Origin of the sequence: Pseudomonas sp. 02C 26, from assembly GCF_002843585.1 — a bacterium.
Classification (GTDB): Bacteria; Pseudomonadota; Gammaproteobacteria; order Pseudomonadales; family Pseudomonadaceae; genus Aquipseudomonas; species Aquipseudomonas shirazensis.
In genome coordinates this window covers 3,794,432-3,810,285 of sequence record NZ_CP025262.1, presented here as the reverse complement: position 1 = coordinate 3,810,285, position 15,854 = coordinate 3,794,432, and the positions used below count along the sequence as shown (strand labels likewise).

Annotated in this window: 13 protein-coding genes; 8 read left to right on the top strand and 5 right to left on the bottom strand. The window is 59.4% G+C overall.

The features are described from left to right. The 8 genes from CXQ80_RS17375 to CXQ80_RS17340 all read left to right on the top strand — a co-directional run bounded on the left by CXQ80_RS17375 (nt 1) and on the right by CXQ80_RS17340 (nt 9,429). On the top strand, nt 1-783 hold the full coding sequence (locus tag CXQ80_RS17375) for an AglZ/HisF2 family acetamidino modification protein (protein WP_101321632.1): 783 nt from the start codon (nt 1-3) through the stop codon (nt 781-783). A gap of 34 nt (nt 784-817) precedes the next feature. Next, nucleotides 818-1,852, top strand: coding sequence for a polysaccharide biosynthesis protein (locus CXQ80_RS17370; RefSeq protein ID WP_101321631.1), 1,035 nt, complete (start codon nt 818-820; stop codon nt 1,850-1,852). Between the two features lie 2 nt (nt 1,853-1,854). After that, nucleotides 1,855-2,955, top strand: a complete 1,101-nt coding sequence (locus tag CXQ80_RS17365; protein ID WP_101321630.1) for an NAD-dependent epimerase/dehydratase family protein — start codon at nt 1,855-1,857, stop codon at nt 2,953-2,955. A 35-nt stretch (nt 2,956-2,990) separates the two neighbouring features. Further along, the gene (gene wecB / locus CXQ80_RS17360) at nt 2,991-4,121 is read left to right on the top strand and encodes a non-hydrolyzing UDP-N-acetylglucosamine 2-epimerase (RefSeq protein ID WP_101321629.1); all 1,131 of its coding nucleotides are present in this window, start codon (nt 2,991-2,993) and stop codon (nt 4,119-4,121) included. A gap of 13 nt (nt 4,122-4,134) precedes the next feature. Further along, on the top strand, nt 4,135-5,385 hold the full coding sequence (locus CXQ80_RS17355) for a glycosyltransferase family 4 protein (protein ID WP_101321628.1): 1,251 nt from the start codon (nt 4,135-4,137) through the stop codon (nt 5,383-5,385). Beyond that, a complete protein-coding gene (locus tag CXQ80_RS17350; protein WP_101321627.1) occupies nt 5,385-6,350 on the top strand; it encodes an SDR family oxidoreductase in 966 nt (321 codons plus the stop codon). The genes CXQ80_RS17355 and CXQ80_RS17350 overlap by 1 nt, the downstream gene beginning before the upstream one ends. Continuing rightward, the gene (locus CXQ80_RS17345; RefSeq protein WP_101321626.1) at nt 6,347-7,372 is read left to right on the top strand and encodes a glycosyltransferase family 4 protein; all 1,026 of its coding nucleotides are present in this window, start codon (nt 6,347-6,349) and stop codon (nt 7,370-7,372) included. Before CXQ80_RS17350 ends, CXQ80_RS17345 begins: the two co-directional genes overlap by 4 nt. Nucleotides 7,373-7,434: 62 nt before the next feature. Next, a complete protein-coding gene (locus CXQ80_RS17340; protein ID WP_101321625.1) occupies nt 7,435-9,429 on the top strand; it encodes a nucleoside-diphosphate sugar epimerase/dehydratase in 1,995 nt (664 codons plus the stop codon). Between the two features lie 89 nt (nt 9,430-9,518). Here CXQ80_RS17340 and CXQ80_RS17335 read toward each other — a convergent pair whose 3' ends face one another. The 5 genes from CXQ80_RS17335 to CXQ80_RS17315 all read right to left on the bottom strand — a co-directional run bounded on the left by CXQ80_RS17335 (nt 9,519) and on the right by CXQ80_RS17315 (nt 15,791). Then, nucleotides 9,519-10,559, bottom strand: a complete 1,041-nt coding sequence (locus CXQ80_RS17335) for an acyltransferase (RefSeq protein WP_101321624.1) — start codon at nt 10,557-10,559, stop codon at nt 9,519-9,521. A gap of 50 nt (nt 10,560-10,609) precedes the next feature. Continuing rightward, nucleotides 10,610-11,278 (bottom strand): metallophosphoesterase, encoded by a 669-nt coding sequence (locus tag CXQ80_RS17330; RefSeq protein WP_256585587.1) that lies wholly within the window; start codon nt 11,276-11,278, stop codon nt 10,610-10,612. Nucleotides 11,279-11,555: 277 nt separating this feature from the next. Then, nucleotides 11,556-12,746 (bottom strand): glycosyltransferase family 4 protein, encoded by a 1,191-nt coding sequence (locus CXQ80_RS17325; RefSeq protein WP_101321623.1) that lies wholly within the window; start codon nt 12,744-12,746, stop codon nt 11,556-11,558. Beyond that, nucleotides 12,746-14,068: a glycosyltransferase family 4 protein gene (locus tag CXQ80_RS17320; protein WP_256585586.1), complete on the bottom strand. Its 1,323-nt coding sequence runs from the start codon at nt 14,066-14,068 to the stop codon at nt 12,746-12,748. Before CXQ80_RS17320 ends, CXQ80_RS17325 begins: the two co-directional genes overlap by 1 nt. A gap of 7 nt (nt 14,069-14,075) precedes the next feature. Further along, nucleotides 14,076-15,791, bottom strand: a complete 1,716-nt coding sequence (locus tag CXQ80_RS17315) for a hypothetical protein (protein ID WP_101321622.1) — start codon at nt 15,789-15,791, stop codon at nt 14,076-14,078. Nucleotides 15,792-15,854 lie beyond the last annotated feature (63 nt).

The following is a 15,854-nucleotide window of genomic DNA, read 5'->3' as shown; positions in this document are numbered from 1 at the left end:
ATGCTGAGACCTCGTATCATCCCCTGCCTGCTCATTCAGGATAGTGGGCTCGTTAAGACTGTGCGCTTCAAGGACCCCAAGTACGTCGGGGACCCGATCAACGCGGTGAAGATCTTCAACGAGAAAGAAGCCGATGAGCTGATCGTCCTCGACATCGATGCCACGGCGCATGGCCGTGAGCCGGACTACAAGAAGATCGCCAACCTCGCCGCCGAGTGCCGCATGCCGCTGTGTTACGGCGGGGGTATCCGCACCCCTGAACAGGCGCGGGCGATCATTGCCCTGGGGGTCGAGAAGGTCGCGATCAGTGCCGCTGCACTTGAAGATCCGAGCCTGGTCACGCGGATCGCCGAAGAAATCGGCAGCCAGAGCGTGGTGGTGGTGCTCGACCACAAGCACCGCATGCTGAGCAAGCAGCAGGACGTCTGGACCCACAACGGCACCCGCAACACCAAGCGCAACGTGCTCGATGTCGCCCGGCAGATGGAAGCCGCCGGTGCGGGCGAAATCGTCATCAACTCGATTGATCACGATGGCCGGATGAAAGGCTACGATGTTGCATTGGCCACCCAATTGCGTGAGGCCGTGAGCATTCCGGTGACCATTCTGGGTGGCGGTGGGTCACTGGAAGACATGCGCAGCCTGGTGTCGGCCTGCGGCGTGGTGGGTATAGCTGCCGGTAGCTTCTTTGTCTTCAAGGGCAGCTACCGCGCTGTATTGATCAGTTATCCAAGCGCTAGGCAGAAGGACGAAGTGGTCTTCTCAGCTCTGCAGTCCCGGTAGCGCCGGGCCGCCCGCATTCAATTCAGGAATCATTATGTTCAGCGGAAAAAAACTTCTCATTTCAGGTGGCACCGGTTCGTTTGGCAACGCGGTGCTCAAGCGTTTTCTGGACACGGACATCGCCGAGATTCGCATCTTCAGCCGGGATGAGAAGAAACAGGACGACATGCGCAAGCGGTACGCCAATAGCAAGCTGAAGTTCTACATTGGCGATGTGCGTGACTACCAGAGCGTGCTTAATGCTACGCGGGGCGTGGACTACATCTTCCATGCCGCGGCCCTCAAGCAGGTCCCGTCCTGTGAGTTCCACCCGATGGAAGCGGTGAAAACCAACGTCATTGGCACCGAGAACCTGCTCGAAGCGGCGATCCAGAACGAAGTGCGCCGGATCGTGTGCCTGAGCACCGACAAGGCCGTCTACCCGATCAATGCTATGGGTATCTCAAAGGCCATGATGGAAAAGGTCATGGTGGCCAAGGCGCGCAACGTCGATGAAACCAAGACCGTCATCTGCGGCACCCGCTATGGCAATGTCATGGCCTCGCGCGGTTCGGTGATCCCGTTGTTCGTCGAGCAGATCCTCAAGGGCCAGCCCTTGTCCATCACCGATCCGAACATGACGCGCTTCATGATGACCCTGGCCGATGCGGTCGACTTGGTGCTGTATGCCTTCGAGCACGGCAATAATGGCGACCTGTTCGTGCAGAAGGCGCCTGCTGCGACCGTCGAAACCCTGGCCAAGGCACTGTGTGGCCTGCTGGGCAAGCCGGACCATCCGGTGCAAGTGATCGGCACCCGCCACGGCGAGAAACTCTACGAGGCGCTGTTGAGCCGTGAAGAGCTGGTCTGCTCCGAAGACATGGGCGACTACTACCGCGTGCCGCCAGACCTGCGCGACCTCAACTACAGCAAGTATGTGGAGCAGGGCGAGGAGCGGCTGTCGCACACCGAAGACTACAACTCACACAACACCCAACGGCTGGATGTCGAGGGCATGCAGCAACTGCTGCTCAAACTCGACTTCATCCGCGCCATCCAGCGCGGTGAGCACGCGACGCCCGAGGAGTGACCATGAACGTCCTGATTACCGGCATCAACGGCTTCATCGGCCAGAACCTGCTGAGCGTATTGCGCGAGCGCAAGGATGTGCAGGTCTTGCAGTGCGCGCGCGACGACCTGGCGGGGCTGCAGGCGCGCGTCGCCGGGGCTGACTGCATCTTCCATCTGGCCGGGGTAAACCGTCCGGAGCATCCTGATGAGTTCGTCGCGGGCAACAGCGACTTCACCCGGGCGTTGTGTGCAGCGCTCGAGCGCAGCGGCAAACAGATCCCGGTGGTCTACAGCTCGTCGATCCAGGCCGATCGGGACAACCCCTATGGCGCCAGCAAGCGCGCCGCCGAAGCCGCCTTGCGCGCGGTTGCGGCGCAGCAGGCGATCGAGTTGCATGTGTTGCGCCTGCCCAATGTGTTCGGCAAATGGGCGCGACCCGACTACAACTCGGCGGTCGCGACGTTCTGCCACAACATCGCACGCGACCTGCCGATCCAGGTCAATGACCCCAACGCGCCCCTGCAACTGGTCTACATCGACGATGTGATCAGCCACTGCCTAGCCATCATGGACGGCACTGGCGTCGCCCCTGGCAGCCAGGTCGAACCGGTGTACAGCACCACCGTCGGGGCGCTGGCCGACCACCTGCGTGCGTTCAAGGCCAGCCGCGACAGCCTGATCACCGAGCGCGTCGGCACCGGCCTGGTGCGGGCACTGTACTCGACCTACCTCAGCTACCTGCCGCCTGCGGCGTTCGACTATGAAGTGCCTGGCTACACTGACCCGCGCGGGACCTTTGTCGAAATGTTGAAAACCCCCGATGCCGGGCAGTTTTCCTATTTCACAGCCCACCCAGGGGTTACCCGAGGCGGGCATTACCACCACACCAAGACTGAGAAATTCCTGGTCATCAAAGGGCAGGCCAATTTCCGTTTCCGTCATGTCATGACGGGCGAATTCCACGAACTGAAGACCTCCGGCGAGCGCCCGGTGATCGTGGAGACCGTACCGGGTTGGACCCACGATATTACCAATATCGGTAGTGACGAGATGATCGTGATGCTGTGGGCGAACGAGATCTTTGACCGTGAGCGCCCCGACACTTATTCGCTGCCCTTGTAGCCCTGGGCAACAAAGGCGCATGCCGTGAGGTTGAAATGAAAAAACTGAAAATCGTTACCGTTGTCGGCACCCGTCCCGAGATCATCCGCCTGTCCCGAGTGATGAGCGCGCTCGACGAGTATTGCGACCATGTGCTGGTGCATACCGGGCAGAACTACGACTACGAGTTGAACGAGATCTTCTTCGAAGACCTCGGCATCCGTAAGCCCGATCACTTTCTCAACGCCGCCGGTGCCAGCGGTGCCGAAACCATCGGTAACGTGATCATCGCGGTTGACCGTGTCCTGGCCGAGATCCAGCCAGAAGCATTGCTGGTACTGGGCGACACCAACAGCTGCATGGCGGTCATCCCGGCCAAGCGCCGTAAGATCCCCACCTTCCACATGGAAGCCGGTAACCGTTGCTTCGACATGCGCGTGCCCGAGGAAATCAACCGGCGCATTGTCGACCACACCGCCGACATGAACCTCACCTACAGCACCATCGCGCGTGACTACCTGCTGCGTGAAGGCTTGCCGCCAGACCGCATCATCAAGACCGGCAGCCCGATGTTCGAAGTGCTGAACTTCTACCGTCCGGGCATCGACGCGTCGGACGTGCTCGAGCGCCTGGGCCTGGCCCCCCAAGGCTTCTTCGTGGTCAGCGCGCACCGTGAAGAGAACATCGACTCGGACACCAACTTCCTCAAGCTGGTCGAGGTGCTGAACAGCGTCGCCGAGCAGTTCGACCTGCCGATCATCGTCTCCACCCATCCGCGCACACAAAAGCGCGTGGACGCGCTGGGCGTGCGTTTCCACGCCAATGTGCGACTGCTCAAGCCCTTGGGTTTCAAGGACTACAACAAGCTGCAGGTCGAAGCCAAGGCGGTGTTGTCCGACAGCGGCACGATCAGCGAAGAAGCCTCGATCCTGAACTTCCCGGCGCTGAACATCCGCGAAGCGCATGAGCGCCCAGAGGGCATGGAAGAAACCGCCGCCATGATGGTCGGGCTGGATATCGAGCGAGTCCTGCAGGGCCTAGCTATTTTGCAGGGGCAGGGGCGTGGCGAGGTGCGTGACATGCGCCAGGTCGATGACTACAGCATGCCCAATGTGTCGGAAAAAGTGGTGCGGATCGTGCACAGCTACACCGACTATGTGAACCGTACGGTATGGAAGCGGTACTGACTGGATGCAAGGTATGCGTGACGCAAAACTGCGGATCCTGGTGGTGACTCAGTACTTCTGGCCAGAAAACATGAGGATCAACGACCTCGTGCGTGACCTCAGGGAAAAAGGCCACGAGGTCACCGTACTCACGGGTGTGCCCAACTACCCGGAGGGCGCTGTTTACCAGGACTACCTGCGTGATCCGAGCGCCTATGCCTCGTACCACGGGGCCGACGTCGTGCGGGTACCGATGCGCGCGCGCGGCAAGCGCAGCCTGACGCTGATGCTCAACTACGCGACGTTCTTTCTCAGCGCCGCGTCGATCGGTGCCTTCAAGCTGCGCGGGCGGCAGTTCGATGCGCTGTTCGTGTATGCGGTGTCGCCGATCATGGCAGCGATCCCGGCCGTGGTGATCGGGCGCCTCAAGCGGGCCCCGGTGTTCGTCTGGGTGCTCGACCTGTGGCCGGAGACCCTGCGTGCGGTCGGTGTGCTCAAGCACCCGCGGTTGCTCGCGCTGGTCGGGCGCATGGTGTCGTGGATCTACAACCGCACTGATTACCTGTTGTTGCAGTCGCACGGCTTCATCGACAACGTCAAAGGCTATTGCACCCGGCCAATTGCGGCCGAGCGCTTGGTGTACTTCCCGAGTTGGGCCGAGGACGAATTCTCGGCACCGGTCGCCAGCAGTACGCTGGTTACGCCCGACCCTGAAGTGTTTACCGTGGTGTTCGCCGGCAACCTCGGCGAAGCCCAGGACTTCCCGGCGGTACTCGATGCGGCGCAGGCGCTGCGGGGCAAGGCGGCGGTGCGCTGGATCATCGTCGGTGACGGGCGCATGAGTGAATGGCTCGGCGCGCAGGTCAGCCAGCGCGGGCTGGACAACGTGCATCTGCTGGGGCGCCACCCGCTGGAAGCGATGCCGGCCCTGTTTGCCGCGGCGGACGCACTGCTGGTGTCGCTTAAAACCAATGATGTGTTCGAAAAGACCATCCCCGGCAAGGTCCAGGCGTACCTGGCGTCGGGGCGTCCGCTGTTGGGCATGATCAACGGTGAGGCGGCGCGGGTCATTCGTGAGTCGGGCGCGGGTCTGGCCTGCGACTCGAGCGATGCGCCGGGGTTGGCCGGGATCGTTGCGCGTCTGGCTGAGGCATCTGCCCCGCAGCGCGCCGAGATGGGCGCAGCCGGGCGCCGTTACTACCTTGAACACTACTCGAAGCCTAGACTGATGGAGCGACTGGAATCTCTCTTTCGGAGCGCGACGCTACGTAATGGAGGCAAATGATGTCGCAACGTATTTTATTGACCGGTGCATCCGGGTTTGTCGGCGCGGCGGTCATGCAGTGCCTGCTGGACCGTGGTCATCAGGTCATAGCCGCCCTGCGTCAGGTGCCGCAAACCCTCGACCCGCGCGCCGAGGTCTTTCACTTCGCCCAGCTGGATGGCGAAACCCCCTGGCAAGCAGGATTGGCGGGGGTGCGCACGGTCATCCATTCGGCGGCGCGCGTGCATGTCATGAACGATACCGAAGCGGATCCACTGGCGGCGTTTCGCCGGGTCAACGTCGATGCGACCTTGAACCTGGCCAGGCAAGCAGTGGCGGCCGGTGTTCGCCGCTTGGTGTTCATCAGCTCGATCAAGGTCAATGGCGAAGGCACAGCCAAAGCCAGGCCCTATGCGGCGGACGACAAGCCCGCGCCTTGCGACCCCTACGGTATTTCCAAGCAGGAAGCCGAAGACGGTTTGCGCAAGCTTGCCAATGAAACCGGGCTGGAAGTGGTGATCGTTCGCCCCGTGCTGGTCTACGGCCCAGGGGTAAAAGCCAACTTCCTGGCCATGATGCGCTGGCTCGACAAGGGTGTCCCGCTGCCGTTCGGCGCGATCGACAACCGCCGCAGCCTGGTCGCCTTGGGCAACCTGGCTGATCTGGTGGCGACTTGCGCGGAGCACCCGGCGGCGGCCAACCAGACCTTCCTGGTCAGTGATGGCGAAGACCTCTCCACCACCGCATTGTTGCAACGCATGGCGTCGGCACTCGGCCGCCCGGCGCGCCTGCTGCCAGTGCCGGGTGTCCTGCTGCAATGGATGGCGACGGCGCTGGGCAAAAAAGCCTTGTCGCATCGGTTGTGTGGCTCGCTGCAGGTGGATATTGGCAAGACCCGTTCGTTGTTGGGCTGGACGCCCCCGTTGAGCGTCGATGAGGCATTTTTGTTGGCTGCCCGTGATTACCAGGAAAAAACAAACAAATGAATCTGTCGTGGCTGGTTCCGGTAGTGGTCTTGGCGGCGTTCGCTATGACATGGTTACTGCGCCGTTATGCGCTGGCGCGAAGCATCATGGACATCCCTAACGCGCGTAGTTCGCATGCCGTTCCCACCCCTCGTGGGGGCGGTGTGGCTATCGTCCTGGCGTTTCTCGCGGCACTCGTTGGCATGGCCCTGCTCGGCGCCGTCAGCGTGGACGCGCTGCTGGCGCTGGGTGGCGCCAGTGCCTTGATCGCCGTTATCGGCTTCATGGATGACCATGGCCACATCGCCGCCCGTTGGCGTTTGATCGGCCATTTCGTCGCCGCGATCTGGGCGTTGTTCTGGTTGGGTGGCTTGCCCCCCATCGAAGTGTTGGGTGTCGAGCTGGACCTGGCGTGGGTCGGCGGGGTGCTGGCGGCGTTTTATCTGGTCTGGTTGCTCAACCTGTACAACTTCATGGACGGCATCGACGGGATTGCCAGTGTGGAGGCCATCTGCGCCTGCATGGGCGCTTGCCTGCTGTATACCCTGAGCGGGCATGAGCAACTGATTGCCCTGCCGTTGCTGCTGGCGGGCGCGGTGCTCGGCTTTCTGTGCTGGAACTTCCCACCCGCGCGGATATTCATGGGCGATGCCGGTAGTGGCTTCCTCGGCATCGCCCTTGGGGTGCTGTCGCTGCAGGCCGCTTGGGTGTCATTCGACTTGTTCTGGTGCTGGCTTATCCTGCTTGGAGTATTCATTGTCGACGCGACGTTCACCTTGATCAAACGGCTGATCCGTGGCGACAAAGTCTATGAAGCCCATCGCAGCCATGCTTATCAATTCGCCTCACGCCTGTACGGGCGGCATCTGCCGGTGACCCTGGCCGTGCTAGCGCTGAATGTGTTGTGGCTGCTGCCAGTGGCCCTGTGCGTCATGTTGTTGGGGCTGGACGGCGCGATTGGCGTGGTCCTGGCATATCTTCCGTTGATTGTCCTGGCCATACGCTATCGTGCGGGTACATTGGAGTTGGCCAGTACCAACTGATCGTTCGGTCGATCATTAGGAGTGCGAGCAATGCAGTTTTGGATGGAGCGTTCGAACGGGTTATGAATAGTGTGCGGACATACCTGCTGAAACTACCCCGAAGGTACAAGCGGCTGCTGCAGGTTGCGACCGACATCGCCCTGGTATGGGTGGCGTTGTGGCTGGCGTTCCTGGTGCGTCTGGGCATCGAAGAGATGGCCAACCCGGTCATGGACCATCTGTGGCTGTTCGGCGCGGCGCCGGTGGTGGCGATCCCATTGTTCATCCGCTTCGGCATGTACCGTGCGGTGATGCGCTACTTCGGCAACGACGCGCTGATCGCCATTATCAAGGCTGTCAGCCTGTCGGCGCTGATTCTTGGCCTAGTGGTGTACTGGTACAGCAATCATCAACACGTAGTGCCGCGTTCGATCATTTTTAACTACTGGTGGTTGAGCATGGTCTTGGTCGGCGGCCTGCGCCTTGCCATGCGCCAGTACTTCCTCGGCGACTGGTTCAGCGCAGTTCAGCACGTGCCGTTCACTAACCGTGACGACGGCCTGCCACGGGTCGCGATCTATGGTGCAGGCTCGGCTGGCAATCAGTTGGTGGCTGCCTTGCGCCTGGGCAAAGTGATGCGCCCAGTGGCGTTTATCGACGATGACGAAAGCATTGTCGACCGGGTGATTTCCGGCCTGCAGGTCTACAGCTCTCAGAGCCTGCAAGACATGATCGAAGCGACCGGGACCCAGGAAATTCTGCTGGCGATACCCTCGGCCACGCGCGCTCGCCGCCGGGAGATTCTGGGCCTGCTCGAAAGCTATCCGCTGCATATCCGCAGTATTCCGGGTTTCATGGATCTGGCCAGTGGCCGAGTCAAGGTCGACGACATCCAGGAGGTCGACATCGCCGATCTGCTTGGCCGTGATGCCGTGCCGGCGCAGGCCGACCTGCTCCAGCGCTGCATTGTCGACCAGGCGGTGATGGTTACCGGTGCCGGTGGCTCGATCGGTTCGGAGCTGTGCCGGCAGATCATCGAGTTGCGCCCGCGCACCTTGCTGCTGTTCGAGCACAGCGAATTCAACCTGTACAGCATCCTCTCCGAGTTGGAGCAGCGCATGCACCGCGGGGCGTTGTCGATCAACCTGGTGCCTATTCTCGGTTCGGTGCGCAATCAGCAGCAGATGACCGACATCATGCGCACTTGGCGGGTCAATACGGTGTATCACGCCGCAGCCTACAAGCATGTGCCTATGGTCGAGCACAACATTGCCGAAGGCTTGATCAACAACGTGCTGGGCACCCTGCGCACCGCCCAGGCGGCGTTGCAGACAGGCGTCGCCAACTTCGTGCTGATTTCCACCGACAAGGCGGTGCGCCCGACCAATGTCATGGGCAGCACCAAACGGCTTGCGGAGATGACCCTGCAGGCGTTGAGCCAGGAGACTGCCCCGGTCCTGTTCGGCGACACCGGCAATGTCTCGCAGGTCAACAAGACCCGCTTCACCATGGTCCGCTTCGGCAATGTGCTGGGGTCGTCGGGCTCTGTCATTCCGTTGTTCCACAAGCAGATCAAGCTGGGTGGGCCGCTGACGGTCACCCATCCGAAGATCACCCGTTACTTCATGACCATCCCCGAGGCTGCACAGTTGGTGATCCAGGCCGGCTCGATGGGGCAGGGTGGCGATGTGTTCGTGCTGGACATGGGCGAGCCAGTGCGGATTGTCGAGCTGGCGGAAAAGATGATTCACCTGTCCGGCTTCAGCATTCGTTCCGAGCGCAACCCGCAGGGCGACATTGCCATCGAGTTCACCGGCTTGCGCCCAGGCGAGAAGCTGTATGAAGAGTTGCTGATTGGCGACAAGGTCGACGCTACCCGTCATCCGATGATCATGAGTGCCAACGAGGATTGCCTGCCGTGGGAGCTGCTCAAAACCCGTGTCGATGATCTGCTGGCCGCGATTGCCATCGATGATTACGCGCGCGTGCGGCAACTGCTGCGCGAAACCGTATCTGGTTACGTGCCGGAAGGGGAGATCGTCGACTGGATCTATCAGCAGCGGCGGCTGGAGCCTTGATCAGGGGGTGATCCTGGGTCATTACGCTGTAGAGGCGGGTTTGCCCTTGCCCTCTAACGACGCAACCCACACCTTACTGAGCAATGCCTTCAGCTTGAGATCCTGCGCATTCCCACGCGGCGTACCCAGCCGAGCATGCACTCCGACACAGCCTTGTGGTGTCGCTCGGTGCCATAGGCGATGAAAAACGCCACGATGTTTGCCAGCAGCATCGCCAGGACGAAACCGGCGGTCGAGCTGCCCAGAACCTGCTGTATCCAGTAAAGAATGCTGTAGTGCGTCAAGAACAGCGTGAAGCTGAATCCCGCCAAGGAGGCCCAACGCGCTTTGCGAGCGCTGCTGACGGCAGCGCTGTCGCCATTCAGCCGGGCTGCAAGCAGCACCAGGCCCCCCGCCATCAATAGCCCGGCCGGCAGGTTGTAAGCCTGTTTGCTGTATAGGTAGATTGCTGCCGCAGCCGCGAACAGGAGCCATGTCCACACTGCCGGGAGTCGTCGAAGGGTCAGGCGATCAAAGTAATAGGCCCCCAGTGCGCCGGCAAACCAGATGATCTCGAGGTGGCCCGCTTCGCCCTTGGCATTCTCCCAGAAGGTGTATTTGGCCCCCAGGAAGAGGCACACGGTGGCGAAGATCCAGTGTTTGCGGAAGAACACCAGCCCGCCGAAGAGGATGTAGATCCACCATTCGAACATCAGGCTCCAGATCGGGCGCAAGGTGCCAAAGGGCATGGACGGGATCAGCAACAGGTTGTTGAAGAAGATTTTCAGGCTGCTGTAGCTGAGCAATTCGGCTTGCGGATAGAACAGGCCAAAGCTTTTATCGATGACGAAAACAAGCAGCAGCGAGGGAATGAGCGTGGTGTAGATCCGCGAAAACCGATCGCTGAAGTAGCGTGCCGCGTCGGCGCCCTTGTACTTGAGGTTGGCCATGACGCTGCGGCAAATGAGAAACCCAGAGACCAGGAAGAAGCCCACCACGGCGATTTGTTGAGGGTAGGGGACCTGGTTGGGGAAAAAACCACCCCAGTAACCGTAGAAAAAGCCGATGCCATGGCCGACCAAGACGATCTGGGCAAGGCTGAAGCGCAGGAAATCGAAAAATGTAATACATTTTTCGCTCAAAGGTCTCATGGGTGTCAAAGCTCCAGGTGTGCGCGGTCGTGTAGGCAAAGGGTTTCATTCTAAGGGTGCGGCAGGCAGGACCAGCAGGTGTTGGACGCCGCTTCGATGATGCTCAGCTTGCCGTCGGCGAACGAGCAGCCGGTATCCAGGTACACGACATTCCCCAATGTCAGCACCTCCGGCACTGTCGAGTGGCCTACATACAGCCGGGCCAGGCCGGCGATCGGTGAGTCGTCGCGGTCATTGATCCGGCGGCGTGTGTAAAGGGCTTGCATCAGGGCCGCCTGGCGGGTTGCCGGGTCGGCTGCCTGCAACAGCTCGATCCCCTCGCGCCACGTTCGCCCTTGCTCCCAGCCGGGGAGTTCGGCGTGGATGATGCCCACTTTCTCGCCAGTGCGTAGTTCTATTTCGATAGCGATCGGTAGTGCCTGCAGTTGCTGGGCGATCTGCACTTGCCTGTCGTAAGGGTGTTCATAAAACCACGCGCCGCCGTTTCGGGTGTGTCGAGGCGGGTCGCCTTGGCCGTTGACCGAGTCGAGGACCATCTGTTCGTGGTTGCCTCTGACGGTGTGGAACCAGGGATTGGCGAGCCAGTTCAGGGCCTCGTTCGAGTACGGGCCGCGATCGACGATGTCGCCCGTGACGAAGAGGCGGTCGTGGGTTGGGGTGAAGTCGACTGTGTTCAGCAGGGACTGGAGCATCTCGAAATGGCCATGAACGTCGCCCACGATGAGGTCGCGGCCGTGCTGATTGGCCGGGAAGGATTTCAAGGGAGGGCTTGGGGGGGGCAGGTTCACGGTTGCGTCGACGGTGGGGTCGTAAAGGGGATGAGCTTAGCAGCAAGGGTGAGGCGCAGAAAGGTCTGGATTATGAGGGAGGGGTATGCTGGTAGACTCCCGTGCTTGCCATGGCGGAAGTCTATGCGATAGGCGTATTAGCCGTAAGAGCTGTCCGCGACGGCAAGCAGAATGAATCACCAGTGTTCGCCGTTGGCTTGGCGAACATTCATTCGCCTGAATTCATCAACTCCAAAACCTCAGTCGCCATAGGTTTCATTATCCGATTGCGCGCAAAGCGCAATACGAATTCCGGTCGTGGTATCTGCTCGAAATGGAGTGTCTGGAACGCCTGTAGCGCATCTGCAGGGTTGCAAGGTGCAAAGACGCCAGCGTTAGTAACTTCCTTGCCGATAAATTCTGCAGTGTAACCACTAGCTCCCGCCCAGATCGGCTTACCGGTGGCGGCGTATTCAAAGAGCTTCGAAGGCAGCACCCGGTGAAACGACTGGAAGTCATTCAGGTGGAGGAACAGCACATCTGACTGATGGTACATGTTAAGCAGCTCTTTTCGCGCGACGGGCCCCAGCAGTTCGACATTGGTCACCCCTTGTTCATATATAGCCTGCTGCAGCATTTGCAAGCGCCCCCCTGCGCCGACAACCCGAAACTGAACTTTGCCCTCTAGCTGCTTGGCGAGCTGGGGAATGATTAAATGAAGCCCTTGCCCATCCCCGATATTGCCGGCATATAACACTTCCACCGGTCGTTGCTCAATTTGCGGGGCCGGCGCGCTCACTGGAAAATCTACGAAGTCTTTATCCACACCGTTAGAGAACAATGAAAAGGGTCTGCCAGGGTAACGAGCGTTGAAATACTCGAGGAAGCCTCGCGAGACAAGATTGACCCGATGTGCCCTTCCGATAGTGAAGCGCTCCAGCGCGCCGAAGATCGCTGACAACGGCCTCGCCAAGGGGGCAGAAAACAGTTCGTCGATGTTTTTGACAAACAGGTCGCGTATGTCCAGGTAGAGTTTTGCCCCCTGTCGATATGCAACCCATGCGCCTAACACTGCTGTCATCAATCGTGAGGAGGTGGCGATCACCAGATCATATCGTTCCTCGCGCGCTAACCGCGCCGCGATACGCGCGAACTGCACGAACGCGCGAGACTGGTCCAGCATGCCGCTCTTATGGGGTGGCAACTGAATCCGGCGAATGCGTACATGTCCTGAATCTTCGACGCTGTCAGCGATTTTTGCATGGGTGTGATAACGGTTCGGCTGAGTTGTGAGCACATCAATGTGCGCGCAACCCAAAGATTGCAAGCGCATTGCTTCAACCAATGCATGGGCGCGAAACGATCCGGCGCTCAAGTCAGGTGGGTAGAAGAATGTCAGTAGCAGGATTCGTTTTTTCATCACTCGGCGCTGCTTCTCATGGGTAGCATATTTGCTTGAACGCGTTCGTAGAGCTGAACGAGCTCGTACTCTTGCCCTTCCCAGTGCAGGACCTGTGCCGCTTTGCACGCTTGCGTCGCATGGTGTTTGCGTTTTCCAACATCCTCCACCAAGGTGCGTAGCGCAGATGCCAATGCTGCACTGTCCCCTGGCGGAACAAGTAAGCCCAGGTCATGGCGGGAGACGACCTGGCGGATCTCCGGAAGGTCAGAAGCCACGACAGGCAGGCCCGCTTGAACGTACTCAAACAACTTGTTGGAATCGGTCGTATAGTGATTCAGGCACGTATTCTCGATGGGCTGCACCCCTATATCCGCGGAGGCGGTATAAGTCGGCAGCTCTGCGAGCGGCACTGTGGGGATAAAATGCACGCGTTCCTGGAGGGCCAGGGTTTCGACTATGGCGTGCAGCGTTTGATTGAGGCGCCCGCCCCCGATGAAGACGAAGTATGCGTTGGGTACTTCTGCAGCAATCGTCGCCAGGCGCTCCAGCCCTCGACCCTGTTGTACGCCGCCTTGATACACTATGATGGGCCAAGCTTTGTCCAATCCGAGTTCATCCCGGATACGCGATGAGCGTGTTGCAGTCTGCATGCGTGGTCGATTTTGAAGCACGATCGGCCGTGGGATGCCATACGCCCTAGCGAAGAACTTGGCACGAGCCTGAGTCGTCGTGATGGTGCCCGACACGCGGGGCATCAGTATCTGCTCGACCAGTGCTACCAGTCGACGAAAACTCGCATAGCCTTCACGGCTTGTGCTGATTTCGTGGGCATCGTAAATAAGTTTCGCACCGGAGCATCTGGCCGCAAGCCAAGCAGTTGGCAATGTATTCACATCGTGGGCGTGGATGATATTGGCACGCAGGCGTGCCATACGCCAAAACAGACCTGCGTGGGTCCATAGCCTTGCCGCAATCCGCATTATCTGACGCACAGGACTAAGTTTCGGCAGAGGCCCTGACTGTGACAGGGGGGGCCGTTGCGAGCGCTGTCCCTCTTTAGCATCCGTTGGCGCCGCAGACGGGCGCTTGCGCCACTTCCAAAAAGGGCTGCGCGCCACGCGTGAAACCTCTATACCTGACTCAAGCCGCTCGTATTCGTGAGTGACGCCAGGTGTATGCAGCGCATGTACTGTGACGTGGTGACCGGCAGCAGCGAGCGTTTGGGCTTCTTTAAGCACCCGGGCGTCATTGCGAAACTCGTTCCATACCACCATGGCGACATTGGCCACATAACCTCCAAAATACATACGTACGCTAAAACAAAAAATGACGCGTGACACAAAGTCTCTACTGGCGGCAGGTATCCAAGGAGACCGAGAGCGCGAAGATAAGGTCAAGCAACTCGACAGCTGTTCTATAATTCTGGCGTTGACAGGCTTTTTCGAAAGCAAAGGCGTACGCGGCAAGCTTGGCGTCATCCAGCTCTACATGCCGTAACTCCGGACGACTCCTTTGCGCTTCGATCAGGGCAAACTCCAGGAACGGCAGCGTTTTCTCAGATACCGGCCAGCCCGCCCCGACAGGTTCCAAGGACCAACGTCCCCATTGGCACGCCCAGATTACGCCGTCCCCGTCGTAGCCTATGGCGTCGGGTGATAGGTCTGTCGTCATCAAGGTCAGCGGCATATTTTGTAGACGCGACCTGATGGCGGCCCATGATCCATTCCATTTTTTCGCTAAATCGCGACTGTCATGGGCAAAGAGTTCGAGCCGTGGCAAAACCTCAAGGTCTATTCTTTGCCACAGCATCGGCCGTGACCGGCTAAACATGTCGACCAGCGAGGAGGATGGAGAGAGCGCGAGCAAACCGCTGGTAACCTGCATCGATGCGCGCTTCGCCAGGGCTGGGTCCAAGACGCTGGGGACGGGCCACAGAAACACATGGCAATGGAAACCGTCCACCTCTTCTACCAAGCAAAGCTGGCCAAGAGGAGCGCTTCCCTCATTCATTACTGTAAACAGACTCGCTTCATGTCGAGCCAGAGCAGCCCTGCTCTTACCGAATACCTTGACCAGGTAGGATTGGCCACTTCCCGCTACCTCAACTCGCCACTGGACAAGGTCCGCCATGCCGGATTGGAGAATATGCAGTTCAAATTCAGTCTCGATGTTCCCAATCAGGCGTTGAATAAGTGGCGATATCCATGTGTGGGTTTTCTGCGGGTCTGCCAGAGACCAAAGCGAACCGGACGCCTCGCCATTAGCCTTTCCTGAATAGACATGCCCTTGAAAAAGCAAGGCATTCAACTGCAAGCGTTGCCCATACAGGCTGATCAGATCTGTTACGAACGACGCACACCGCCGCAAGACCTGACGCACCAGTAAGAGGGTGAACAGCGCCCAGAACACCGAAACATCGGAGCCCAATAAAATATCTGCAACTATGCAGCCGAAGGTGATGAAAAATCCGACACTGCCCAGGATGCCAATCAGTTTGAATAGATGATCTTCGGTGTGGCCATGGAAAACTGAAGTGAAATGGTGGATCAGGGTCAGTCCCGCCCATGTGATCGCCAGATAGCCTGCGACGACCAATGCTTGCAAGGGGTAAACGGTGATCAGCGCAATACTGGCGATCGCGATGAAGACGCCACCTGCCAAGGTGCCCGCAAAGCGCTGGTACGCCTTGCTCAGGGTGCGTTCCTGATTGTCAAACAAGGTCAATTTTCGACTGCGGGCAATCAATGCACGTGCGCCGTGGTCCGACAGCCGGGTGAGCAGTCCTTCGGCAATGAGGTGAAACGTAAAAAATACGACTGCAGTGATGCATAAGCCGAGGATAAGCGTTGAACGCTCATAACCGTGGAGCAGCGCCGGAAAGTAGGCGGGGACACGTTCGGACCCCAGCAAGATGATGACTTTAAGTGGAAGCAGTGCCGCTAACAAAGCAGACACCTGGGAGGCCAGTGTGAAAATGACGACCAATATGGATGCAGCAGGTACTACTCGGAAAATCTTACCTCCGACAGACCAGGCCCAGCGCAAAAGATCCGTGACAAACATATAGTTTTCCGAAACAGACACGCCCCGCAAGGGGGTGCCTGCTTTTCAAGACAGGCGATGCGC

What these genes read in the sequence shown, in the direction of transcription:
- CXQ80_RS17315 (WP_101321622.1), bottom strand. Translation starts at nt 15,791, where the DNA reads ATGTTTGTCACGGATCTTTTGCGCTGGGCCTGGTCTGTCGGAGGTAAG.
- CXQ80_RS17350 (WP_101321627.1), top strand. Translation starts at nt 5,385, where the DNA reads ATGTCGCAACGTATTTTATTGACCGGTGCATCCGGGTTTGTCGGCGCG.
- CXQ80_RS17335 (WP_101321624.1), bottom strand. Translation starts at nt 10,559, where the DNA reads ATGAGACCTTTGAGCGAAAAATGTATTACATTTTTCGATTTCCTGCGC.
- CXQ80_RS17375 (WP_101321632.1), top strand. Translation starts at nt 1, where the DNA reads ATGCTGAGACCTCGTATCATCCCCTGCCTGCTCATTCAGGATAGTGGG.
- CXQ80_RS17370 (WP_101321631.1), top strand. Translation starts at nt 818, where the DNA reads ATGTTCAGCGGAAAAAAACTTCTCATTTCAGGTGGCACCGGTTCGTTT.
- wecB (WP_101321629.1), top strand. Translation starts at nt 2,991, where the DNA reads ATGAAAAAACTGAAAATCGTTACCGTTGTCGGCACCCGTCCCGAGATC.
- CXQ80_RS17355 (WP_101321628.1), top strand. Translation starts at nt 4,135, where the DNA reads ATGCGTGACGCAAAACTGCGGATCCTGGTGGTGACTCAGTACTTCTGG.
- CXQ80_RS17365 (WP_101321630.1), top strand. Translation starts at nt 1,855, where the DNA reads ATGAACGTCCTGATTACCGGCATCAACGGCTTCATCGGCCAGAACCTG.
- CXQ80_RS17345 (WP_101321626.1), top strand. Translation starts at nt 6,347, where the DNA reads ATGAATCTGTCGTGGCTGGTTCCGGTAGTGGTCTTGGCGGCGTTCGCT.
- CXQ80_RS17325 (WP_101321623.1), bottom strand. Translation starts at nt 12,746, where the DNA reads ATGAAAAAACGAATCCTGCTACTGACATTCTTCTACCCACCTGACTTG.
- CXQ80_RS17340 (WP_101321625.1), top strand. Translation starts at nt 7,435, where the DNA reads ATGAATAGTGTGCGGACATACCTGCTGAAACTACCCCGAAGGTACAAG.